We start from the raw sequence: 23,947 nt of genomic DNA, 5'->3' as shown, positions 1-23,947 counted from the left end.
TCCCCTCAGGCCTGCAATATGAGTCAGGTCACCTTACTGCACGGTAACAACCAGCGCCACGACTCCGGGGGATGCGGATCTCAGACCACGCAGGCGTCGAGCGCAGCCTCGACGTCGGTCCGAACGAGCAGTCGGTCGAGTGCACGTTGGGCCACGAATCCGCCTCCGCGCAGGCTGTCGAGCCATTCCAGCAGCCCGGTGTAGTGACCGACCGGGTCGAGCAGGACCACGGGTTTGTCGTGCATGCCGAGGTAGCCCGCTGTCCACGTTTCGAAGAGTTCCTCGAGCGTGCCGATTCCGCCCGGCAGCGTGATGAAGGCGTCCGCTCTGTCCTCCATCACCTGTTTGCGCTGCCGCATGGTGTCGGTCACGACAAGTTCGTCGGCGTCGACATCGGCGACCTCCCGGTGCACCAAGGCTTTGGGGATGACACCCACCGTGTTGGCGCCCGCAGCCCTCGCCGCTTCGGCCACCGCGCCCATCATCGACACATTTCCGCCACCCGAGACGAGTTGCCAGCCGCGGGCGCCGATGTGGGTGCCGATCTGGCGGGCGAGTTCGAGGAAGTGTTCGCCGACCGGCCCGGAGGCACAGTAGACGCACACCGACAACGGCTCGGCTACAACACCTTTCGGCATCACCACTGGTCCTCCGTGCCGGCCAGTGCGCCGTCGTCGACGCCCTGTTGCGCCTTGACGACGATCTGCACGGCCTCCTCGACACTGTCGGTCACGTGCAGCAGGTTCACGTCCCCTTCGGAGATTTTGCCGGTCCGCTCGAGCGTGTTCCGAAGCCAGTCGACGAGCCCCGACCAGTACTCGGTGCCGAACAACACGATCGGGAAGCGGGTGACCTTCCGCGTCTGGACCAACGTCAGCGCCTCGAAGAGTTCGTCGAGAGTCCCGAACCCTCCGGGCAGGCAGATGAAGGCCTGCGAGTACTTCACGAACATCGTCTTACGCGCGAAGAAGTACCGAAAATTGATCCCCAGGTCGACCCACTCGTTGAGTCCCTGCTCGAAGGGCAGTTCGATGCCCAGGCCGATGGAGTAGCCCCCGGATTCGCTGGCGCCCCGATTGGCCGCTTCCATCACGCCGGGGCCCCCGCCGGTGATGACGGCGAACCCTGCCTCCGCCAAGCCCGCACCCAGCGCCCGGCCCGCCTCGTACTCCGCATGGTCGACCGACGTCCGGGCGGAGCCGAACACCGTGACCGCCCGGGGCACCTCGGCAAGGGCACCGAAACCTTCGACGAACTCACTCTGGATCCGCAGCACCCGCCACGGGTCGGTGTGCACCCAATCCGTCGATCCCCGCTCGTCCAGCAACCGCTCGTCGGTGGTCGTGGCCTCGTCCTTGCGGGCGCGCCTCAACTGGATCGGGCCGCGGTGCTTCACGGACGACGACTTGCGACCGTGATTGTTCTTTTCGGGTGCCATGCGCCCCAGGCTAACGGGTGGCCCGAGCCTCCGATCGGGCAGTCAGGACGCCGTCAAGTACGCCCGCAGGACGGTCGTGACGTCGGTAATCTGCTGCACGGGCACGTGCTCGTCCCGCTTGTGCGCAAGATTCGGGTCGCCCGGACCGTAGTTGACGGCCGGGATACCGAGGGCCGAGAACCGGGATACGTCCGTCCACCCGTACTTCGCCCGGAACCGGCCGCCTGCGGCCTCGATGAGGGCGGCCGCCGCAGGATCGCTCAGCCCGGGTAGGGCGCCCGGCGAGAGGTCGGTGACCTCGAAACCGAGTTCGAGCCCGTCGAAAACCTCCCGAACGTGCTCGACGGCCTGCTCGGCACTGCGGTCGGGCGCGAAGCGAAAGTTCACATCCACCTCTGCGGCATCGGGGACCACGTTCCCGGCTACTCCGCCCGCGACCCGCACCGCGGACAGGCCTTCGCGGTACACACAGCCGTCGATGTCGACCGATCGCGCGGTGTAGTCGGCGAGGCGCTGCAGGACGGGTGCGAATCGGTGGATGGCATTGTCACCGAGCCACGACCGCGCCGAGTGTGCCCTCGTCCCGCGGGTCGTGAGGGTGACACGCAACGTTCCCTGGCACCCGGCCTCGATCTGTCCGGCCGTCGGCTCTCCCAGGATCGCCACGTCCGCCTGCAGCCATTCGGGCATCTCACGTTCGATCCGTCCGAGCCCGTTGTGGACGGCGGCAATCTCCTCGCAGTCGTAGAACACCAGCGTGAGGTCGTGCACCGGGTTCTCGATGGTGGCCGCCAGATGCAGGAACACTGCGTCACCCGACTTCATGTCGACGGTGCCGCACCCGTGCAGCAGGTCGCCCTCCCGCCGCGACGGCACGTTGTCCGCGATCGGCACCGTGTCCAGGTGTCCGGCGAGCATCACCCGACTCGGTAGCCCCCGGTTGGTCCGGGCCAGCACAGCGTTTCCGTTTCGGACGATCTCGAATCCGTTCGTCTGGGTGCGCAGGGCGGATTCGACGGCCTCGGCGATCACCGACTCGTCGTGCGAGACACTCGGGATATCCACCAGCGCGGCGGTGAGGTCGATGGGATCGGCATGCAGGTCCAGTGTGCTCACCCGTCCACCCTAAGCCGCGGACGTCTACGGTGTGCCTTGCCGCCAGCCGGCACGCGTTGTCGTGCACGCTGCCGTAGGCGGCGCAGACCTGCAGGGTTTCCCGGGACGACCCGTTGCCACCACCGCGGAGGGGCACCCCCGTGACCACCCAGTAACCTCTAGTGCCGTGAGCACACAGGGAGCATCAGCAGTAGGCATCGCCAACGTGACGGTCGGCGGCACGGTTCTCGACACCTGGTTCCCGGCGCCCGAGCTGGGCACCTTCGAGGAAGCGGGCACCGTCCGGGTCGAGGGTGGCGACATCCCGTCCGATCTGGCACTCCTCGCCGGACCCGACGAGGCGCGCGAGGTGGACCAGATCGTGGTTCGCACCACGATCGCCGACCTCTCGGCCCCGCCCGCGGACGCCCACGACGCCTACCTCCGCCTACATCTTCTCTCTCATCGTCTGGTCGCACCCCACGGTGTGAACCTCGACGGCCTGTTCGGGTTGCTGTCCAACGTGGTGTGGACCAACTTCGGTCCGTGTGCCGTCGAAGGATTCGAGAAGGTGCGTTCCCGTCTGCGGATCCGCGGCGTCGTCACCGTCTTCGGTGTCGACAAGTTCCCGCGCATGGTCGACTACGTGGTGCCCTCCGGTGTCCGCATCGCCGACGCCGATCGGGTACGCCTCGGCGCGCACCTGGCCAGCGGCACCACCGTCATGCACGAGGGATTCGTCAACTTCAACGCGGGCACACTCGGTAACTCGATGGTCGAAGGCCGCATCTCCGCCGGTGTCGTCGTCGACGACGGATCCGATGTGGGCGGCGGCGCTTCCATCATGGGCACCCTGTCCGGTGGCGGCAAGGAAACCATCTCGGTCGGCAAGCGGTGTCTGCTCGGTGCCAACGCCGGCCTCGGTATCTCGCTGGGCGACGACTGCGTGCTCGAAGCCGGTCTCTACGTCACCGCAGGCACCAAGGTCACCGGCCCCGACGGCACCGTCGTCAAGGCAAAGGAACTGAACGGCAAGTCGAACCTGCTGTTCCGCCGCAACTCGGTGTCGGGTGCCGTCGAGGTGGTGCCGTGGAAGGGCACCGGTGTCGAACTGAACGCCGCACTGCACGCAAACGACTGACTCTGTGAGCGGTACGCGACCACCCGACACCATGACCGACTCGGACACCCTGGGCCGCGGCCTGAAGGTCCGCCATCTCACGATGATGGGTCTCGGCTCGGCCATCGGTGCCGGACTGTTCCTCGGTACCGGTGTCGGAATCGCCACGGCCGGTCCCGCCGTGCTCGTCTCCTACCTTCTCGCCGGCCTGATCGTGGTCTTCGTGATGCGCATGCTCGGCGAGATGGGGGCAGCGATCCCGGCCAGCGGGTCCTTCTCGCACTACGCCCGGATCGGCATCGGCGAGTGGGCCGGGTTCGTGATGGGCTGGCTCTACTGGTTCATGCTGATCATGGTTCTCGGAGCCGAGATCACCGGCGCCTCGGGCATCGTCAGCGGGTGGCTGCCCGGGGTCCCGCAGTGGGTGGTCGCCCTGGTGTTCGTGATCTTCTTCGCGGCCGTCAACCTTGCCAAGGTCAGCAACTTCGGTGAGTTCGAATTCTGGTTCGCCGCTATCAAAGTCACCGTCATCATCGCCTTCCTCGCAATCGGTGTGTTGCTCGTGTTCGGGCTGCTCCCCGATACCGAGCCGGTCGGTACCACCAACCTCCTCGGACACGGCGGCTTCATGCCCGAAGGGTTCGCCGGTGTCGCCGCCGGTCTCCTGGTAGTGGCCTTCGCCTTCGGCGGTATCGAAATCGTCACCATCGCCGCCGCCGAGTCCGAGAACCCCGAACGGTCGATCGCCGTCGCGGTACGCAGCGTCGTCTGGCGAATCAGCGTCTTCTACATCGGCTCGATCTCGATCATGGTGCTCGTCCTCCCGTGGGACTCGTCGGACCTGAAGAGCGGACCCTTCGTGGCCGTGTTGAATCAGGCGCACCTTCCCTACGTGGCCGGATTCATGGAACTGGTCGTGGTGATCGCGTTGCTCTCGGCGTTCAACGCCAATATCTACGGCACCTCCCGGATGGCGTACTCGTTGTCCCGCCGCGGCGACGGTCCGGCGTTCATGGCCCGGATCTCCCACTCGGGGGTGCCGCTCAACGCGGTGTTGCTGTCCGTGTTCTTCGGTTTCGTCAGCGTGCTCCTCAATTGGTGGCTACCCGACGACCTGCTCGGGTTGCTTCTCAATGCCGTCGGTTCGGCGCTCCTGGTGATCTGGATCTTCATCGTCGTCTCCCACCTGAGACTGCGTCCGCGCCTCGAACGTGAGGGCAAGCTGACGGTGCGGATGTGGCTGTTCCCCTGGCTGAGCTACGCCACGCTCGCGCTTCTCGGCGGGTTCGTCGTGCTCATGCTCTTCGACACCGACGCCCGAACCCAGCTGTTCTCGACGTGCGTGCTGTTCCTCGGAATCACCGCGCTCGCCTTCCTGAACGCGCGATACCGCAGGAAGGCCGTTCCCGCTACCGACCCCGGGCAGCGAGCGCGTTGACGAACACGTTGGAAATGTCCGCCGGATCCTTCGCGACGTAACTCGACCCACCCGTCACCCGCGAGATCTCGGCGAGGGTAGCCGCGTCTGCGTCGTCGGTGATACCGATCGTCACGATGATGACGGGACGCGCCGGGTCCTGCTCCCGCTCGAGGATGCTCAGCAGCTGCTCCTTGGTGATGGAGTCCGGGTCTTCGTTGGCACCATCCGTCAGGATGATCACGCTGTTGACGGCGCGTGGGTCGTACGATTCCTGCACGGTCCGAAATGCGGCCAGCGCCGTGTCGTACAGCCCCGTGGCGCCGCCGACGAGGCCGTCCACCTTCTCCGCTTGCTGGGCCATGATCTGCCGTTGCGTGAGGCCGTCGACCACCGTGTCATAGCGCCGGATCGGCACCATCTCCCGGTAGTCCTGCGGTCCCCCGCCGAGCCCCTGCGAGAAGGCCCACAATCCCGCCGACACGCTGTCCGGGAACATGGCGTTCCCGGCGAGCGCGGCGTCCACCGTGAGGTCCATCCGAGATCGGTTTCCTGCCGGCGTCTCCATCGACCCCGACACATCGATGGCGACGAGGGTGCGGATGGGCAGCGCCATCAACGCCCATGCACCGAGCGCCTCCTGCAACACCGTTTCGTCCACCGGGCCCAGCTCGGGGACCTCACCGACCCCGCGCCCGTCAGGCAATTGGCTGCCATCCGGGCCACGAAACCCACTGTCCTGCAGCATGGTTCGAGCGGATTCACTCCCGAGAACTCCCGCGACGGCGCGCGCGACCTGAGTGGCCTTGTAGTGGCGGTCCGGTGCCGGCGACGTGACGACCAGAGGATAATTCATGAACGTGCTGCCCGTCGGAGGCACCGTCGCAGCGAGCGCCTGACCGGTATCGGCGTTGTAGTCCGCTACGGCCTGTTCGGTGGCGACGGCGACGCCGCCGTTGTCGGCTACCCCGCGCAGCATCTCTTCGCCGATGGGTTCGTCTGCGGTGCGCGCACTCTCCTCCTGCGCGAGGGGCACCAGGGCGGCCCGCACGGTGCCCGCGGACACCGGGTCCGATCGGCCTTCCGCGAGGGCTGCATCGATCGGCCCCTGTGCGACGCCTGTGACGAGCGGATTACCGAGCTGCAGTTCTTTCAACTGCAGCGCAGCAAGCCAGGTCTCGACCGCCGGCGCCTCATCTTCGCGGGACACCAGGACGATGGGCGAAGACGCGACCGACCCCGTCATCACTTCCACCGGACCCGCAGCGGTGAGTGCCGCTTTCCCTACCCACGCCCCGGTGTCGGGGATCCACAAGTCGGGAGCGTCGGCGCCCTTGCCCAACCGTCCGGCTACGTCACCCGAGGTGGCAGCGCTGACGGCGATGGTGGCGCAACCCGTGTCGGTGTCCGTCGCCGCGCTCAGAATGTCGGTGACCGCCGGCGCGATACTCGGGTCCGCCGCAAGGGTGTAATCGACCAGGCGGTCGCAGCCACCGGTCCAGGAACGCACCGCTTGCACGATGACGACGACGGACACGACCAGACCGATGACCACGGCGGCGCAGACGATGTAGAAACCGAGGGAACGGCCACCGCGCTCGTCGTGCGTACTCGAATGACGACCTCCGGCCATCGCCTGCCTTCCTGACTTTTCGGTCACGACGCGACCGACGACCCACCCCCGACCCATTATGATCCGCCACACATCGTAGCGAAGAGGCTGTTCGCCGAACTCGCACTACTGACGCGGATGGGCTTGCTCGAGGCGCCGGGCGATGAGGGCCGCTTGGATGTGCCGAAGCCCGGACGGACGGGTGGGGTCGAACCCAGTGAGCTGAGCTACCCGCTTGAGCCGGTAGTCGACGGTGTTCGCGTGGACGTGCATCTTCTTCGCGGTCCGCTGGCGGTTCAGATCGTAACTGATATGGACCTCGAGCGTCTCGACGAGTTCCGGTGAACCGTCGAGCGGCTCGAGCAGACTCGCGAGATGCGTTCGCCCCGGCCCATGCCGGGTGAGCTGAAACTCGAGGGCGAGGTCGTCCATGCGATACATCCCCGGCGGCCGGGACAGCTGACGGACGAGGTCGAGAAGTTCGTGGACCTCGTCGGCGGCACTGGGGATCCGGTCGATGCGTGCGGCGGCGACGGCCGCCGTCACGTCCATCTCAGAAGCTTGGCCGAGCCTGCGCACGAGGTTCTGCAGTTCCGCCGGTGTCGGTGTGCCCGGGAGGAGGATCGTGCCGCCCTCTTCGCTGAGGAGTGCGAGTGGCGCACCACCGCAGGCGTCCGAGACGGCCGCCTGGATATGTCGGGTCCGCCGCCGGATCCCCACCGCTTCGGGCAGTTGCGGGTTCGCGTCCGCACTATACGGCGGCACCGACAACCCGATCACGACATAGTTCTCCACCAATCCGATCCCGGACTGTCGGGCCAGAGGCACCGGATTACGCCCACTCAGGAGGGCGGTGACCATCGCTTGCGCCGCCGAGTTCCGTTCGCTGGTCAACGCCTCGACCTCCGCCATGTAGCTGGACGTGGCGGCGATCGTCACGCTTTCCACCAGTGCAAGCAAAAGTCGGGATCCCGCGACGACGTCGGCCAGATCCTCCGCGCGAGCTCTGGAGACGATCACGTCCCACCCACGGCGGATTCCTTCGTGGTAGACGTGCAGGACGGATTTCAGTGGAACACCCTCACGCGCCCATTGGGAAGCGATCGTTCGCAGCGGATCCAGGTCCTCCTCTGCGGGTTCGCTTCTGGTGTCGAACATCGAAATCCCCAGCTGCAGGCAATGAACCGTCACCTCGGTGACGTCGCTCTCGGACTGCTTACCCGGAACCGTTCCGGGCGACGTGCTCTCGGTGGCGAATCGGGAGACCAGATGACGGGCCAGCGACTGGAAGTTGCGTAGTGGCTCCGACGCCGGCTTGCCATCCATCATGATGCCCTGGCCGGTCTCCGAATTATTATCAGCCACAGCATTTCTCCCTCTAGCTCTATGGCGCCGGACAGATCTCGCGCCGACATGAGTCGCCGAAGGTTACTGCACGCGAGGAACTCACGCACCCACTTCTCGCAGATGGTCGGCGGCCCCTTGTGAGGCTCGACAAGCGGAGACCGGCGCCGCTGCGAACTCCACCAAGAAAGCCGAAGAAGACTGGCATGAATTCGCGCGCGCAGCCTAGGGTCCGTCAGTCACCCGCCCTGTTGCCGCCTCGAAGGATCCCCATGACTGCTCGCTCCAGCGTGACGATGCCGATCCCGCAGGGGCCCCGGAACACGCAGCTCCCGCAACGCCAGTTACTCCGTGAACTGCAGACGACCGCGGAGGAGAATCTGCGACGCCACCGCAAGGCCCTCGACGACTGGCATCCGCACGACTACCTCCCGCTGAATGGCGGAACCCCGCCACCGAGGATGATGTACCCGGAACGCCGCGAACTCGATGATGTCGCGGAGGCGGCAATGATCATCACCTTGCTCACGGCAGACAACCTGCCTTCAGGCTTGCAGCAGATGACCGACAGCGTCGCGAAGGACAGCGCCTGGGCGACGTGGGTGCGGATGTGGACTGCCGAGAACGACCGGCATTACGTCGTCCTGCGCGACTACCTGGTGAAGCTCCGTGGGGTCGACCCTGTGGCGCTCGAACGCGCCCGGATGGAGAACATGACCGTCGGAATTTCCTGCGCGCTCGAAGGTGCCAGCCTGCTTCATTCCCTTGCGTCCGTCACGTTGCAGGAACTCGCCACCCGGGTGGCGCACCAGAATATCGGCCCGGTGTGCGGCGACCCACTCGCCGGAAGAATCCTCACGCGGATCGGGGACGAAAAGGACCTGCACACAATTTTCTACCGGAACCTGTGTGCGGCGGCACTGGAATTGACCCCGGATCAGGCCGTCCGGGCGGTGGGCGACGTGGTGTTGAACTTCCAGATGCCCGGGGTGACTCGGCCGGGCTTCCGGCACACTGCGACTCGGATGGCGCAGTACGGGATCTACGACATTCGGCAGCACCTCGACCAGGTGCTGCGCCCCACCCTGGAGGAGTGGAAGCTATTCGAACGCAACGACTTCGGCAAGGAAGGCGAGCAGGTTCGCGAATGCATCGGCCGACATCTCGAGGACCTGGAGATGCAGGCCCGGCGGTTCGAACAATCGCGGGACCGCACCTGTTCCCCGACACCGAACTCGCGGGCCGAGGAACCCGGCGGTCAGCGTTCGCGTTGGGCCACCTCGAGTTTCCGGGCCACCAGTGCGGCCTGTATCTGACGCAATCCGGAAGGTCGTGTCGGGTCACACCCGGTCAGCTGCGCTATTCGCTTCAGCCGATAGTCGACCGTGTTGGTGTGTAGGTGCATCTTCTTCGCGGTGCGCTGACGGTTCAGGTCGTGGCCGATGTGTACTTCGAGGGTTTCGACCAGCTCGGGTGAGTTCTGCAACGGATCGAGAAGGCGTGCGAGGTGTGTGCGACCTGGGCCGGGACGGGTGAGCTGATACTCGAGTGCCAGATCATTCATCTCGTACAGTCCTGGAGCCAAGGCCAGCTGATGCGCGAGGTCGAGAAGTTCGTGTACCTGCTCGGCGGCCGTCGGGATGTCCGCCGTACGCACCCGGCTCACCGTCGCGGTCAGCGGCACTTCGGCGGCCGCGCCGATGCGGTCGAGCAGCGACACGATCCACGCCCGCTCGGGCGAGCCGGGAAGCAGGATGGTGCCGCCATCGGGACTCAGGGAACACAGGGCCGCCCCGCCGGAGGCCTCGGAAAGTTCGATCTGCAGACGCCGTAGCTTTTGCCGCGCCACCACGGCCTTGCGCCGGTGAGCGACTGCCTCGGCCGGATGCGGCGGTACCGCAAGGCCCATGACGACGTAGTTCTCGGCCGGCTCCACCCCCGCATGCCGGGCGGCCGACGCTGCCTTCCGGCCGCTGAGGAGGGCGGTGACGAGGTTGACGGCGGCGCCGTCGCGCTCACTGTTGACCGCCTCGAGTTCATTGACGTAGCTGGTTGTGGCCGCGACCGTCACGCACTCGAGAAGCGCGAACATCACCTTCTGGATGACCAGAAGGCCCGGCAGGTCCTCTTCGCGGGCGTTGGCCGCCGCAAGGTCGCCGGCCTTGGTGATTCCCTCATGGAGGATGCGCAGAACCAGCGTCAAGGGGAAGCCCTCGCGGGCCCACCGAGCCGAGGCGTCCCGCACTTCGGCGAGATCTTCTTCGGTGGGCGAAGTTCCCTCATCGAGCATCTGGATGCCGAGGCGCAGGCACACGACCGTGAAATCGGTGACGTCGCTCTGGAGTTGCTCACCGGGCAGAGAACCGCAAGGAGTCACGTTGTCCGCGAAATGCCGTACGAGTTTTCGTGCGACTGCGTGCGTGTCGCGTAAAGGGGCAGACGCCGGCCTACCGTCGACGAGAATCTGCAAACCCGCCCCCGCACTGTGATCTGTCATAGATCTCATCACTCCAATATGTGGATGACACCGAACTTGCGCACCATCGACATCACGTGCACATAACGAGGGTTCGCTTCTATAACTGTTTTATCACGACAACGCTCTGTGCAGGGGGAATACGGCGATGTGCGGACGACAAGTCGGTCGAGAGCAGACCCGGCACCGGCCGGGCAGACCTCAGTTCTCCTCGCCGACCCGGACCACCAGCTTGCCGAAGTTTCTTCCCTCGAGAAGGCCGATGAATGCTGACGGAGCGTTCTCGATGCCCTCGACGAAGTCTTCCCGGTAGGCGAAGCGACCCTCGGCGATCCACGCCGCAACGTCCCGCTGGAAGTCGGCGAACATCTCCGGCACGAACTCGCTCTGAATGAAACCGCGGATGGTGAGACTCTTCACCAGGACACGACTGAAGAAGCCGGGCAACCGATCCGGCCCCTCGGGAGCCGCTGTGTCGTTGTACTGGGCGATCAAACCGCACACGGGAACGCGAGCATAGAGGTTGAGGAGCGGGAGCACCGCGGCGGCGACAGCGCCGCCGACGTTCTCGAAGTAGACGTCGATACCGTCCGGCACCGCGGCGCGGAGTTGTTCGGCGAAATCAGGAGCCCGATGGTCGACCACGGCATCGAAACCCAGCTTCTCCAACACATAGGCACATTTCTCGGGACCGCCGGCGATGCCGACTGCCCTGGCGCCCTTCACTTTCGCGATCTGGCCGACCGCGGAACCGACCGGTCCGCTCGCCGCCGCGACGACGACGGTCTCGCCTGCCTTCGGTTGCCCGATCTTCAGTAATCCGGAGTAGGCAGTGAATCCGGGCATTCCGAGAACGCCGACCGCGGTCGACAGCGGCGCCGCGGCGGGGTCGAGCTTGCGCAGGTGGCGACCGTCGACCACCGCGTGCGACTGCCACCCCGCGTAGGCGAGGACATAGTCACCGGCCGGAAATTCAGGGTGGCGCGATTCGACCACCTGGCCGACAGTGCCACCCACCATCACCTCGTCGATCTCGACCGGATCGGCATACGATTCGGCGGTGCTCATTCGCCCCCGCATGTACGGGTCGAGCGAGAGGTAGATGACGCGGATCAGCACCTGCCCCTCGGAAAGTTCGGGCAAACTCACTACCTCGAGACGGAAGTTGTCCGTCGTGGGCGCGCCGTCCGGCCGGGACGCCAGGACGATCCGGGTGCTCTGAACAATGCTGTCGACACTCACTGTGCGCCTGCCCATCCGTAGTGGTCCGGTTCCGAACGCCACACTACCGACGTCAGAAGAGTTGGTTCTTCTGCACCTTTCCCATGGCGTTGCGGGGCAGGGAGTCGACCACCCTGATTTCGCGGGGTCGCTTGTGTACCGACAGTTCAGCGGCGACGTGGTCGATCAACTCGGTCTCCGAGACGTTCTCCCCCACCACGAAGGCGACCAGTCGCTGGCCGAGGTCGGGGTCGGGAACGCCGACCACCGCCGCTTCCCGCACACTCGGGTGACCGAGCAGCGATGTCTCCACCTCGCCCGCCCCGACCCGGAAACCGCCCGACTTGATGAGGTCCGTGGATTCGCGTCCGACGATGCGATGAAACCCCCCTGGGTCGATGACGGCGACGTCGCCGGTCTTGAACCAACCGTCCTCGGTCCACGATTGGGCAGTCGCCTCCGGACGGCCCAGATATCCGTCGAACAGCATCGGACCCCGCACCTGCAGTCCGCCTATCGATTCACCGTCGCGGGGAACGTCACCGCCCCGTTCGTCCCGCAGTCGGGTTTCGACGCCGCGAAGGGGGACGCCGACCCAGCCGGGGCGACGCTCCCCGTCCGCCCGCGTACTGAGGGTCAGCATCGTCTCGCTCATCCCGTAGCGCTCGATCAGTGCGAGGCCGGTCAGCTCGCGGATCTTGTCGAACACGGGCACCGGAAGAGGCGCACTGCCCGACACCAGCAACCGCGCACTCGACAGCGCACGAGCCGACTCGGGGTCGTCGGCGATGCGGCTCCACACCGTCGGAACGCCGAAATACATCGTTCCGCGGGCGGCGGCGTACGCCTTGGGGACCGGTTTGACGGTGTGCACGAGCGGGCCGCCGAACCGTAGCGGTCCGAGCACCCCGAGAATCAGCCCGTGGATGTGGAAGAGCGGGAGTCCGTGCACCACGGTGTCGGCGCCGGTCCACTCCCACGCCTCGGCGAGCGCGTCGAGTCCGGCGGCAATCGCCTTCCGGCTGAGGAGTACGCCCTTCGGCGGTCCCGTCGTCCCGGAGGTGTAGAGGATGAATGCAGTGGCCGTGTCGGGCGGCTCGGGATAGCTGTGCCAGGAGCGGGCGTGAAGCCGGACCGGGATGACGGGCAACCCCGCAGCGTTCTGCGGAGCCTCGCCGAGCCACGCCTGCGCCCCGGAGTCACGCAGGATGTGCTCGAGCTCCGCGCGACCCGAATCAGGTGGAACCGGCACGGCGGTGACGCCGGCGATGAGACAACCCACCACCGCGAGCACAGTCGTGACACTGGGGGTGGCGAGGATCGCGACCCGGTCTGCGCGCGAGATTCGTTCCGCCACGGAGGTCGCTGCGCCGAGCACATCACTGCGCGACAGTGTGGAATCGCCGATCCGGACGGCGTCAGGAAGGTCGTCGCCGCGGGCGACGGCTACAGGATTCAGGGATCGCAGAAGCACAGGGACAGCTTCTCACAGGGGCCGGGCGGCGCCGGCCGGGTCTCCCACGGGCGGACTGACGGTCGCCAGGGCGGCGCCCAGCAATGCTCCGGTGAGCACCGCGAGTCCGTGAGCGTTGCCTACCGCGACGAGCAGAACGCCCGCCAACACCACCCCGGCACTGAGGGCGAGGGCTCGCCACTCCTTCGACTGCATGACCACCAGCCCGGCGATGGAGGCCGCGAGTGTGAGGGTGGCTCCCGAGTTGCCGGCGCCGGAGGAAGGAAAGAGAAAAGCGGTGAACAATCCGAAGATGACCTGACCGGCCACGAACAGCAGGACCGTCCGGGCGCTCCCCCACACCTTCACCGCCAGCGGCGCCACCCACGCGAGGATCGCCAAATTGAGCAGCGTGCCGGCGATCCCGCCGTCCTGAACCGCGACGGAGGTGACGATGCGCCACCACTGGTCGTCCCTGATCCGGTCAGGCTCCCGATCGAACGCATCGAGAATCGCCGGAAACACGAACTGCAGCAGCGACGGAACTGCGACCACCGACCACAGCACGACGGCGGTCCGGGGCGGGTGACCCGGCAGTCGGTAGCCGACGAGAACCTGCCCGAGCAGCGCAGACAGCACGAGGACGACCACGAAGAGGACCGCACCGGTCCATCCTTCGACTGAAGTGGTCACCGCGAAACTCTACAACGGCGCAGGCCCGGTCCCGCGTCCGTGGCACACCATCTCAGTCCCTGCTGACCACCGACCGGAGGAAGAATCGCAAGTTCGACGGACGCTCCGCGAGGCGGCGCATGAAGTAGGCATACCACTGAGTTCCGTACGGTACATACACCCGAACCTGCTTGCCCTCACCCGCGAGCCTGCCTTGTTCGAGGTCTCGGATGCCGAACAACATCTGGTGCTCGTAGTCCGTGGATGTACGTCCTGATTTCGTCACAAGTGGCCCGACTGCAGCGATCACTGCCGGATCGTGCGACGCCACCATCGGGTATCCCGATCCGTCGATCAAAACCCCGAGGCACCGCAGATACGACGCGTCGACCGCAGCACGGTCTCTGAACGCCACCGACTCCGGCTCCTGATAGGCACCCTTGCAGAGACGGACCCGGGAGCCGGAACCCGCCAGTTCGCGGCAGTCCTGTTCGGTGCGCCGCAGATACGACTGCAGCACGGCGCCCAGCCAGGGGTAGTCCCGCCGGAGTTCGCGCACGATCGAGAGAGTCGAATCGGTGGTGGTGTGATCCTCGGCGTCCACGGTGACCCAGACGCCGGCGGCCTCCGCGGCCGCGCAGATGGTGCGGGCGTTCTCGGTGGCCACTTCGGTTCCACGGTCCGGAAGCGCCAGCCCGAGCGCCGACAACTTCATCGACACCTCGAGCCGGCGCACGCCCGACCCGCCGGGCGCCGCCTCGGGTAAGGCTCCGAGGGCGGCGACGAGTTGCAGATACTCGTCGACCGTTGCCCGCGCTCCCTCCTCGTCGCGGGTGTCCTCGCCGAGGAAATCGATGGAGACGGAGCGGCCCGAGTCGAGGAGGGCGCGGACCGTGCGCAGAACCGAGTTCCGGTCGTCGCCGGCGATGAATCGATCGACGAGCTTGCGGGTGACCGGTGTGCCCGTTACCGCCCGTTTCACCCGGGACGAACGCGAGGCCGCGAGGATCGCCGGCCGAAGCGGATTCGCCAGGGACGCGGGCGCTTTCATTCCGACCCCATGTGTGGGTAGCGATAGTCGGTGGCGGGCGAGAACGTCTCCTTGATCGTGCGCGCCGACACCCACCGCAGAAGGTTCAGCTTGGAGCCGGCCTTGTCATTGGTACCCGAGGCGCGGGCGCCGCCGAAGGGTTGCTGTCCGACCACGGCTCCGGTCGGTTTGTCGTTGACGTAGAAGTTCCCCGCGGTGAACCGCAACGCGGAGGTGGCAGCTTCCACCGCACGGCGGTCGTCGGCGATCACGGCCCCTGTCAGCGCGTACGGGGCCGCCGAATCGACCGCGCCGAGGATGTCGGCGAAGGCACCGGGCGCCGAATCGTCGTAGACGTGCACGGTCAGGATCGGGCCGAAGTACTCGGTGGTCATCGCCTCGTCCACCGGGTCGTCGGCGAGCAGCACGGTCGGACGGACGAAGTACCCGACGCTGTCGTCGTACTTGCCGCCCACGGCGATCTCGACGCCGGTGGTGGCGCGTGCGCGCTCGATGGCCGCGACGTTCTTCTCGTACGCGCGGCGGTCGATGAGAGCGCCGCCGAAGTTCTCGAGATCGGTGACGTCACCGTAGGTGAGCGCGTCGACTTCCGCGGTGAAGGTGTCGCGCATCCTGTGCCACAGGGACTTCGGTACGTAGGCGCGGGACGCCGCCGAGCACTTCTGGCCCTGATATTCGAACGCTCCCCGGATCAACGCGGTGCGCAATACGTCCTCGTCCGCCGACGTGTGCGCGACCACGAAATCCTTGCCGCCGGTCTCGCCGACCAGCCGCGGATAACCGGCATAGTTGCCGATGTTCTCCCCGATCTGCCGCCACAGGTGCTGAAATGTCCGGGTCGACCCGGTGAAGTGGATCCCGGCGAGACGGGGATCGCTCAACGCCACCTCGGACACGGCCTGCCCACTGCCGGTCACCAGATTGATGACGCCCGGTGGCATTCCGGCGGCCTCGAGTAGCTTGATGGTCCAGTACGCCGCAACGGTCTGCGACGACGACGGCTTCCACACCACCGTGTTACCCATCAGCGCCGGCGCGGTAGGCAGATTCCCGGCGATGGCACTGAAGTTGAACGGGGTGATCGCGTAGACGAAACCCTCGAGCGGCCGGTATTCGAGCCGGTTCCACACACCCGGTGACGAGAGCGGCTGATCGGCGAGGATCTGCCGGGCGAAATGAACGTTGAAACGCCAGAAGTCGATCAATTCACACGGTGCGTCGATTTCCGCTTGTTGCACCGACTTGGACTGACCCAGCATCGTGGCCGCCGCCAGCGTCTCCCGCCACGGTCCCGACAGCAGGTCGGCGGCGCGCAGGAGGACTGCTGCTCGGTCGTCGAAAGATAGTGCCCGCCATTCCGGCGCTGCTGCTGTGGCCGCCTCGATGGCCGCTGATGCGTCGTCGTGGGTCGCGTTGCGCAGCGTGCCGAGCACCGCGGAGTGCCTGTGTGGTTGCACGACGTCGACACGGTCGCCGGCGCCGTGCCGGTGCGTTCCGCCGATCACGTGCGGGATGTCGATGGGATTTGTCGCGATGTCGCCGAGTGCGGTCTTGATTCGTGTGCGTTCGGGACTGCCCGGCGCGTACGAATGGACCGGCTCATTGGTGGGCACCGGAACCTGGGTGATGGCGTCCATGCTGCCTGCCTCCTGCCCTCAGATCGTGAGGAACTGTGACCGCGAACGAACTGTGACGGGAACTTCTCGGACGGGACACCCGACCGAGTTGGACCCTGTGCCCAGGTTAGCGCCGGAGAGGGAGAGCCATCCGGTTTTGGCCGCGACTACACGTCGCGGGCGTTCGAGACCATCTGATGCACGTCCTGGTCTTCGGCGCCGAGACCGAAACTGATGATGCGACGCGGATGGATACGAATCGTCGGGCCACCGAGGCCCTGCGTCTGCGCAGCGTCCGCGTCGATCGCCTCCCCGCGGCCGCGGATCTCGACGCACCGCACCCGCCACGGATCGACGGAAGGAACATCATCTACCACGAAGGCCACCCGCCCGTTGTCGGCGACGTTGCGGAACTTCCTGCTCGCCGCCATGCGGTAGCCCTGGATGTCGATCGTCGACGTCGTGGGGTTGTAGTGGAAGCCGACAGGGCTGACCTGCAAGGTCCCGTCGGGCTGGACCGTCGCGAGGCGTCCGAGGCGCTGGGTGGACAGGTACGCGAGTTCGTCGTCTGTGAAAGGCATGAACTCACGCTAAAACCTGAACCACGCTGGAGGTCAAGTGCTCACCGAAGATCCCGGACCGCCTGCCTCGCTTCGTCCACCCGCTGTTCGGCCCGATCGAGTTCCCGTTCCGTCCGACGCACGCTCTCCGCCGACGCCTTCTCGGCGTTCCGGGTGAACTGCCGTTCCTGCTCAGCGTGTTCGAGTTCCGCGCGCAACTCCTCGATGCGCCGGTCGATCTCCGCCAACGTCGAGCGCGCCTGTTCGAGTTCGGACCGCGCACTGCCCAGCGCGCCCCGGATCTCCTCCGCCTGCGACGTGGCCTCGGCGAGCTCCGTCTCGGCGGCCGCCCGCTCGGCGTCGCGCTTGCGCGCCTCCGACTTCTTGTCCTTCCGGGATGCCGACTTCGGCTTGGACTCGGTAGCCGACTTCGCGGACGAACCCCCGTCCGACGCGGTGGTCGGGCTCCCCGATTTCTCGCTCTTCTTCGCCGTCTTCCCCGAGACGACACTCAGTCCGGCCGGACCGAAACCGCTGTAACTCGCAGCAGTCACCATCCGGCCGAGCCGAACCTGATCCGCCGTGTCGGAATCGGCGAGCGCCGCTGTGAGCGTCTGCCCCACCTCGCGTAAAGCGTCTTCACCGACCTGCCGCCCGCGCTCGGCCGCAATGTCCCCCGCCCGGCGAGCCAGGGCGCTCACTGCCTGCTGCCGTTGGGCGGACAGTTTCCGAAGGTCCGGCCCCGACAGATGGCGTTGAGCGTCCCGAAGTGCCTCCCCCAACTGCAGAAGCGCGCCCACCTCCTCCGGCAACTCGCGCGAGAGTAGGTTGACCAGCCACCCCACCGTTGTCGGTTTCCGCAGCTTCCCGATGGCGCTAGCCATCGCACGATCCCCGGCCTCGCGGGCCGCTTCCACCCGGGCAGTGCGGGCCGAGACGAACTCGGCGGGGTCGAGGCCGTACAACTCGTCGGCGACATCGTCCAGGTTCACGGACACAATCCTGTCACCGCGAACCACCGCACCTCAGCGCAACCGCTCGGCCGCCGCCTCAGCGCAACCGCTCGGCCGCCGCCTCAGCGCAACCGCTCGGCCGCCGCCTCAGCGCAACCGCTCGGCCGCCGCCTCGATCCGCTCATCACTGGCCGTCAAGGCAATCCGCACATGCGTGCCGCCGCGGGGACCGTAAAACTCCCCCGGGGCGACGAGAATGCCGCGGTCGGCGAACCACTCGACGGTGTCGCGGCACGACTCACCGCGGGTGGCCCAGATGTAGAGCCCGGCCTCGGAATCGTCGACGGTGAACCCGGCACCCCGTACTGCGGCGAGGAGGATGTCACGGCGACGACGATAGCGCTCGCGCTGCTCGTTCTCGTGCTCGTCGTCGGACAGCGCGGCCGTCATCGCCGACTGGATGGGCAGTGGCACCATCATCCCAGCGTGTTTGCGCACCTCGAGGAGTTCGGCAACCAGCACGGGATCACCGGTGACGAATCCGGCGCGGTAGCTCGCGAGATTCGACGTCTTCGACAGGGAGTGCACGGCGAGCAAACCGGTGAGATCGCCGTCGTTCACCCGCTCGTCGAGGATCGACAGCGCCTCACCCTCCCAGGTAAGTCCCAGGTAGCACTCGTCGGAGACGACGAGGGCGCCGCGTCGCCGCGCCCAGTCGACCACCTTGCGCAGATGTTCGAGGCCCAGCACCTTGCCGGTGGGGTTGGACGGCGAATTGACGAAGATGAGTGACGCCGCCTCCGGCCCCAACCGGTTGAGCCCGTCGGCGCGGATCACGCGGGCACCCGCGAGAAGCGCCCCCACCTCGTATGTGGGATACGCGAGTTCCGGAATGACCACCAGATCGTCGGACCCGAGCCCGAGGAGGCTGGGCAGCCAGGCGATCAGTTCCTTGGTACCGATGGCGGGGAGCACCGAGACCGGATCGATCCCGGCGATCCCGTACCGGCGTTTCAGCGACTCGACGGCAGCGACACGCAACTCCTCGGTACCGTGCGTCGTCGGATATCCGGGGACAGCCGCGACCGCGGCCAGCGCCTCCTGAATGATCGGCGCAACGGGATCGACGGGCGTGCCCACCGACAGGTTGACGATGCCGCCCGCGTGCGCGAGTGCTTTCGCCTTGGCCGACTCGAGCGAGTCCCAGGGAAAGTCGGGCAGTGCCTTGGCTACCGAGATACGCGGCACATCTAGTCCTCGCCCATGGGCGGCAACGCCTTGATGAACGGCGGGTCGTAATCGACCTTGCCCAACTTCGCTGCGCCACCGGGGGATCCGAGGTCGTCGAAGAAATCGACGTTGGCGGCGATGTAGCCGTTCCACTGTTCCGGGACGTCGTCTTCGTAGAAGATGGCTTCTACCGGGCAGACAGGTTCACAGGCACCGCAGTCCACACACTCGTCGGGATGGATGTAGAGCATCCGCCCGCCCTCGTAGATGCAGTCGACAGGGCACTCCTCGATACATGCCTTGTCCAACACATCTACGCACGGTTCAGCAATCGTGTAGGGCACTGCCGCTCTCCCTGCCTTTCTGACGCCACCAACGAGCTGCGGAAGACCCGCAGAAGACCCTATTATCCCCTGCCCGGACTCCCACTTTTCGCTGAGGGTTACCTGACCCGGCGCAGTCCCGGGGCGAGCGCCGCGCGGGAGCTGATCCATTGCTCACCCTGCTTCGCCGCCCGCGCCAGCGCTCCCCGTTCACCGAGATACGCGGCCACCACACCGATCACTGGCACGTTGCCGAGCAGAGAGTAGGTGCGACCCGGCCCCGGCCGTTGATCGAGCTCGGTGGTGAGTGCACGCAGCGTGCGGGCCGTGCGCCACAAGGCGCCTATGAGTGCGAACGGACGCCACGACGTCTCCCCTGTGTCGGGGCGGGGCTCGTCACCGTCGGCAGACAGGGCTCTAGCATCGGCCTCACGCCGGCACAGCACCGACGCCAGCAGCTCCACCTGCTCGGCCCGCTCGGTGACACCGTGCTCCCGCGCGACGGCAACGAGTACGAGCGCCTGGTTCGCGAACCCGAGCAGGTCTCGGATGGGCAATCGGTTCAGGAGAACGCCGAACATGCCCGGAAACGCGACCGCGATCGTGTTGAGTGCCCCGATGCGCGTCACCCACCACCGAGCGCGTTCGTCGTCGCTCGCCTTCTCCCACGACGCCGTTCCTGGGAACTGGATCGTGTCCAGCACCCAGCCGATGCCGTCGAGCAGGGCTTCAGCGGCGCTGCGCTCCTCCGGTGTCGGGACGAACGTCCGGCCCTTGATTCCGAACGGGTCCGTCAGTGCCAGATCGAGCACAGGGTTGATGCCGCGCGCGGCCCGATCCAGTATCGCGACGACCTTGTCGTCTCCGAGCCGATCCGTATCGCTCATGCTGCCGGTGACCTTCCTTCGCGTCGGGCGTGGGTGGTGGTGCGTTCGCGTGCCGGGCGGCCGATTCCCTCGGCGATGGCCCGTAGTTCGGCGACGGTCTTCTCGGATCCGTGCTCGGACCCGGCCATCCGGGAGATGGTTTCCTCCATCAGGGTGCCGCCGAGATCGTTGGCACCGCCCTGCAACATCACCTGAGTACCCGTGACACCGAGCTTGACCCAACTGGTCTGAATGTTCGGGATCCGCCCGTGCAACATGATCCGGGCCAGCGCGTGGACGGCGCGGTTGTCCCGGTTGGTCGGGCCCGGACGCGAGGCACCCGCGAGATACAGCGGCGCGCTCTGATGTACGAAGGGCAGCGGCACGAACTCGGTGAATCCGCCTGTCCGGTCCTGAATTCCGCGCAGCACCCGCAGATGCCCCACCCAGTGCTTCGGGTTGTCGACATGGCCGTACATCATCGTCGAACTCGACCGCAGCCCCACCTCGTGCGCCGTCGTGACCACCTCCACCCAGGTGGCCGTGGGCAACTTCCCCTTGGTCAGCACCCAGCGGACCTCGTCGTCGAGGATCTCCGCGGCCGTGCCCGGAATGGTGTCCAGACCCGCCTCCCGCAATTCGGTGAGCCAGTCCCGGATGCTCTGCCCACCCTTGGCGGCACCGTTGACGATCTCCATCGGCGAGAACGCATGCACATGCATCGACGGCACCCGCGCCTTCACCGCCCGCACCAGATCGGCGTACCCGGTGACCGGCAGCTCCGGATCGATACCCCCCTGCATGCAGACCTCCGTCGCCCCGGCGACGTGCGCTTCCCAGGCCCGGTCCGCGACCTCGGACGTCGACAGGGTGAACGCATCCGCATCACCCTTGCGCTGCGCGAACGCGCAGAACCGGCAGCCGGTGTAGCAGATGTTGGTGAAGTTGATGTTCCGGTTCACCACATACGTCACCTCGTCCCCGACCGCCTCCTTGCGGAGGGCGTCCGCCAGCGCCACCATCGCCTCGAGTCCCGGACCCTCGGCCGTGGCAAGGGCCAGGTACTCGTCGTCGGTGCATCCTGCCGGATCGCGTTCGGCGCTGCGCAACGCCGCCAGCACATCGGTGTCCACCCGCACCGGGCCACTGAGTTCGAGGACCTGCTCGCGGACGGTCTCCCAGTCCCCGAACGCGCTCCCCAAATCGCTGCGGGTGTCGGTGTTGCGGCCCTCGGTGTCGATTCCGGTGTGCAGATCCACCCGCCCGGTCGACTCCCACGACTCGTCCGGCTCCTGCCACGGCAACCCGCCCGGGATCGTGTCCGGCCGCGCCAGCCCCGTATCAGGGTCGGAGAGGGCCTGCACGTGCCCGAGGATCCGCGGATCGATCCACGGCGAGCCGGCGAGCACGAACTGTGGCTGCGCCGCCGTGCGTTCGGTGAGCACGAACCCGGCCTGCGCGGTGATCTCGGCCAGGGTGTCCAGATTCGGCCACGGGCGTTCGGGGTTCACATGGTCCGGAGTCAACGGCGACACCCCACCCCAGTCGTCGACACCGGCACCGAGCAACGCGGCGCATTCGGTGTTCGAAACCAGGTTGGGTGGTGACTGGATCCGCATCCCCGGCCCGAGCAGCAACCGCGATACCGCAATGGACGCCAGAAATTCGTCGAGACCGGCATCGGGGACATCGCGCATCGCCGTATCCGGTTTGGCCAGGAAGTTCTGGATGATCACTTCCTGGATGTGCCCGAACGCCTTGTGCGATTTGCGGATCGCCATGATCGACTCGGCCCGCTCGCGCACGCCCTCGCCGATGCCCACCAGAATTCCCGTCGTGAACGGAACGTTCAACCGCCCCGCGTCGGTGAGCGTGCGCAGCCGCACCGCCGGATCCTTGTCCGGGCTGCCGTAGTGGCATTCGCCCTTGTCGGTGAACAACCGGGTGGCAGTGGTCTCGAGCATCATCCCCATCGACGGCGCCACCGGCTTGAGGCGGGAGATCTCTTCCCAGTTCATCACCCCGGGATTCAGGTGCGGCAGCAGCCCGGTCTCCTCGAGCACCCGGATCGACATCGCCCGCAGGTAGTCGAGCGTCGAATCGTAGCCGCGCTCGTCGAGCCACTGCTTGGCCTCGGGCCACCGATCCTCGGGACGATCACCCAAGGTGAACAGGGCCTCCTTGCACCCGAGTTCGGCGCCCCGGCGGGCGATCTCGAGCACCTCGTCCGGCTCGAGATACGCACCCCGGCCCTCGGCCCGCAGCTTGCCCGGCACGGTCACGAACGTGCAGTAATGGCACTTGTCGCGGCACAACCGCGTCAACGGAATGAACACCTTGCGTGAATACGTGACCGCACCGGGTCTGCCCGCCGCCAGCAACCCGGCATCGCGCACCTTCGCCGCCGACACACACAGATCGACCAGATCATCACCACGCGCCTGCAACAGAACAGTGGCCTCGTCGACATTCAACGTCGCGCCGTCCCGGGCACGCCGCAACACACGCCGCATAGCCGAGGCAGAAGGTGCCGCTTCCTGCACCGATGCGCCAGTCGAGGTCGCTGCTGGAATACCCGGTATGGGAAGCATGGTGGGCCGGCCGGTCTCTTCACCTGAATGGGTCACCCAGCGATCATGCGCCACCCACTCGCGCACGTGCCACCCAGACTCCCCCGAGCGGCCCGTAACGCTATTCGCGCGGATAGTCTTCGTCGTCCGGGACGACTCGGCTCTGCTCCGCGGCATCCGCCTCGTTCACTTCCAAGGACGACACCCCTTCTACCTGGTCAGTGGGCTCGTCGTCGACGGCCAGTTCCTGCTCCAAACGGTCGGCCTCGGGAACCTCCGGAGAGTTGGCCGCATCGAATGACGTCATGTCTGCGCTCCTTTCGCTTCGGGGGTCCTCCCACGATAGGTCTGTTCTCGACAGAATGCCGGTGCACGGCCAAAGTAGGGGCATGAGTGCGCCCGCTACCGTCACCATGGCCGATCCGCTGTGGCAGCCCAGCCCCCGAGCCAGGCAGCTGTGGGCCATCAACGCCGCACTCTTGTGGCTCCCGGTCTTCGCCCTCCAGGCGGTGGGTGCCTTCGTCGGCAGCTGGTGGCCGACCTGGGCTCAGATCAGCGTTGCAGCGGCCACTGCCGTCCTCGCCCTGTTGCATGTCACCGTCGTTCCGTTCTGGCGCTATCGCGTGCATCGCTGGGAGATCAGCGACACCGCCGTCTACACGCGCACCGGGTGGTTCACGCAGGAACGGCGCATCGCCCCGATCTCCCGGGTGCAGACGGTCGACACCGAACGCGGGCCGATCGACCGCATGCTCGGTCTCGCCACGGTCACCGTGACCACAGCGTCGTCGGCCGGTGCGGTCAAGATCACCGCCCTCGACCAGGACACCGCAGATCGCACCGTGGCCCAGCTCACCGAGATCGCCGGGACCAACGTCGGCGACGCCACGTGACTGCGCCGCCGCCCGGAGTCGCGCCTCCCCTCGCTCA

At 66.6% G+C, this 23,947-nt stretch carries 22 protein-coding genes; 4 read left to right on the top strand and 18 right to left on the bottom strand.

The genetic code is table 11. The features are described from left to right. Positions 1–80: 80 nt before the first annotated feature. Genes HYG77_RS26235 through dapE form a run of 3 tightly spaced genes read right to left on the bottom strand, consistent with a single transcriptional unit; the run spans position 81 to position 2,554 of the window. Positions 81–638, bottom strand: a complete 558-nt coding sequence (locus HYG77_RS26235; RefSeq protein WP_109335251.1) for a TIGR00730 family Rossman fold protein — start codon at positions 636–638, stop codon at positions 81–83. Then, positions 638–1,438 carry a TIGR00730 family Rossman fold protein gene (locus tag HYG77_RS26230; RefSeq protein ID WP_159925414.1) on the bottom strand — a complete coding sequence of 267 codons (801 nt, stop codon included), beginning with the start codon at positions 1,436–1,438 and terminating at the stop codon, positions 638–640. Before HYG77_RS26230 ends, HYG77_RS26235 begins: the two co-directional genes overlap by 1 nt. A 42-nt stretch (positions 1,439–1,480) precedes the next feature. Next, complete coding sequence (dapE, locus tag HYG77_RS26225; RefSeq protein ID WP_109331881.1) at positions 1,481–2,554, bottom strand: succinyl-diaminopimelate desuccinylase; 1,074 nt, start codon at positions 2,552–2,554, stop codon at positions 1,481–1,483. 166 nt (positions 2,555–2,720) lie between these two features. Here dapE and dapD point away from each other — a divergent pair, with 166 nt between their 5' ends. After that, positions 2,721–3,674 (top strand): 2,3,4,5-tetrahydropyridine-2,6-dicarboxylate N-succinyltransferase, encoded by a 954-nt coding sequence (gene dapD, locus HYG77_RS26220; RefSeq protein ID WP_109331882.1) that lies wholly within the window; start codon positions 2,721–2,723, stop codon positions 3,672–3,674. A 31-nt stretch (positions 3,675–3,705) separates the two neighbouring features. Next, a complete protein-coding gene (locus HYG77_RS26215; protein WP_208961109.1) occupies positions 3,706–5,091 on the top strand; it encodes an amino acid permease in 1,386 nt (461 codons plus the stop codon). On the opposite strand, the gene HYG77_RS26210 is transcribed toward HYG77_RS26215, so the two are convergent. Further along, complete coding sequence (locus tag HYG77_RS26210; protein WP_208961108.1) at positions 5,063–6,703, bottom strand: substrate-binding and VWA domain-containing protein; 1,641 nt, start codon at positions 6,701–6,703, stop codon at positions 5,063–5,065. The two genes, HYG77_RS26215 and HYG77_RS26210, sit on opposite strands and share 29 nt — an antisense overlap. A gap of 105 nt (positions 6,704–6,808) precedes the next feature. Continuing rightward, positions 6,809–8,047 (bottom strand): helix-turn-helix domain-containing protein, encoded by a 1,239-nt coding sequence (locus HYG77_RS26205; protein WP_244373212.1) that lies wholly within the window; start codon positions 8,045–8,047, stop codon positions 6,809–6,811. 251 nt (positions 8,048–8,298) lie between these two features. Between HYG77_RS26205 and HYG77_RS26200 the strand changes: the two genes are divergently transcribed. Then, entirely contained in the window at positions 8,299–9,342 is a 1,044-nt protein-coding gene (locus tag HYG77_RS26200) for an acyl-ACP desaturase (protein WP_230989902.1), read from the top strand. Here the strand turns inward: HYG77_RS26200 and HYG77_RS26195 are convergent. From HYG77_RS26195 to HYG77_RS26135, 13 genes are all read right to left on the bottom strand, one after another. Then, positions 9,285–10,523 (bottom strand): helix-turn-helix domain-containing protein, encoded by a 1,239-nt coding sequence (locus tag HYG77_RS26195; RefSeq protein WP_109331890.1) that lies wholly within the window; start codon positions 10,521–10,523, stop codon positions 9,285–9,287. The genes HYG77_RS26200 and HYG77_RS26195 overlap by 58 nt on opposite strands. 180 nt (positions 10,524–10,703) lie before the next feature. Further along, complete coding sequence (locus HYG77_RS26190; RefSeq protein WP_230989903.1) at positions 10,704–11,744, bottom strand: NADP-dependent oxidoreductase; 1,041 nt, start codon at positions 11,742–11,744, stop codon at positions 10,704–10,706. A 52-nt stretch (positions 11,745–11,796) separates the two neighbouring features. Further along, complete coding sequence (locus tag HYG77_RS26185; protein ID WP_208961107.1) at positions 11,797–13,197, bottom strand: acyl-CoA synthetase; 1,401 nt, start codon at positions 13,195–13,197, stop codon at positions 11,797–11,799. Between the two features lie 12 nt (positions 13,198–13,209). Continuing rightward, the gene (locus HYG77_RS26180) at positions 13,210–13,869 is read right to left on the bottom strand and encodes a rhomboid family intramembrane serine protease (RefSeq protein ID WP_208961106.1); all 660 of its coding nucleotides are present in this window, start codon (positions 13,867–13,869) and stop codon (positions 13,210–13,212) included. Between the two features lie 52 nt (positions 13,870–13,921). Further along, positions 13,922–14,899, bottom strand: a complete 978-nt coding sequence (locus tag HYG77_RS26175; protein ID WP_208961105.1) for a proline dehydrogenase family protein — start codon at positions 14,897–14,899, stop codon at positions 13,922–13,924. Next, positions 14,896–16,536, bottom strand: a complete 1,641-nt coding sequence (gene pruA, locus HYG77_RS26170) for an L-glutamate gamma-semialdehyde dehydrogenase (protein WP_208961104.1) — start codon at positions 16,534–16,536, stop codon at positions 14,896–14,898. The genes HYG77_RS26175 and pruA overlap by 4 nt, the downstream gene beginning before the upstream one ends. 146 nt (positions 16,537–16,682) lie before the next feature. Beyond that, a complete protein-coding gene (locus HYG77_RS26165; protein ID WP_109331900.1) occupies positions 16,683–17,096 on the bottom strand; it encodes a PPOX class F420-dependent oxidoreductase in 414 nt (137 codons plus the stop codon). A gap of 41 nt (positions 17,097–17,137) precedes the next feature. Next, a complete protein-coding gene (locus HYG77_RS26160; protein WP_208961103.1) occupies positions 17,138–18,067 on the bottom strand; it encodes a hypothetical protein in 930 nt (309 codons plus the stop codon). 108 nt (positions 18,068–18,175) lie between these two features. Further along, a complete protein-coding gene (gene dapC / locus HYG77_RS26155; RefSeq protein WP_208961102.1) occupies positions 18,176–19,276 on the bottom strand; it encodes a succinyldiaminopimelate transaminase in 1,101 nt (366 codons plus the stop codon). Positions 19,277–19,278: 2 nt separating this feature from the next. Then, positions 19,279–19,602 (bottom strand): ferredoxin, encoded by a 324-nt coding sequence (gene fdxA, locus HYG77_RS26150; protein ID WP_109331903.1) that lies wholly within the window; start codon positions 19,600–19,602, stop codon positions 19,279–19,281. Positions 19,603–19,700: 98 nt separating this feature from the next. Then, positions 19,701–20,468: a hypothetical protein gene (locus HYG77_RS26145; RefSeq protein ID WP_109331904.1), complete on the bottom strand. Its 768-nt coding sequence runs from the start codon at positions 20,466–20,468 to the stop codon at positions 19,701–19,703. Beyond that, on the bottom strand, positions 20,465–23,038 hold the full coding sequence (locus tag HYG77_RS26140; RefSeq protein ID WP_244461389.1) for a bifunctional FO biosynthesis protein CofGH: 2,574 nt from the start codon (positions 23,036–23,038) through the stop codon (positions 20,465–20,467). The genes HYG77_RS26145 and HYG77_RS26140 overlap by 4 nt, the downstream gene beginning before the upstream one ends. Before the next feature lie 100 nt (positions 23,039–23,138). Beyond that, positions 23,139–23,324 carry a hypothetical protein gene (locus tag HYG77_RS26135; protein ID WP_109331905.1) on the bottom strand — a complete coding sequence of 62 codons (186 nt, stop codon included), beginning with the start codon at positions 23,322–23,324 and terminating at the stop codon, positions 23,139–23,141. Between the two features lie 82 nt (positions 23,325–23,406). Here HYG77_RS26135 and HYG77_RS26130 point away from each other — a divergent pair, with 82 nt between their 5' ends. Beyond that, a complete protein-coding gene (locus HYG77_RS26130; protein ID WP_208961101.1) occupies positions 23,407–23,910 on the top strand; it encodes a PH domain-containing protein in 504 nt (167 codons plus the stop codon). Positions 23,911–23,947 lie beyond the last annotated feature (37 nt).

Origin of the sequence: Rhodococcus sp. ZPP, from assembly GCF_017656075.1 — a bacterium.
Classification (GTDB): domain Bacteria; phylum Actinomycetota; class Actinomycetes; order Mycobacteriales; family Mycobacteriaceae; genus Rhodococcus_F; species Rhodococcus_F oxybenzonivorans.
Note: the sequence above shows the minus strand (reverse complement) of the source record. Positions and strands in the feature narration are given on the sequence as shown.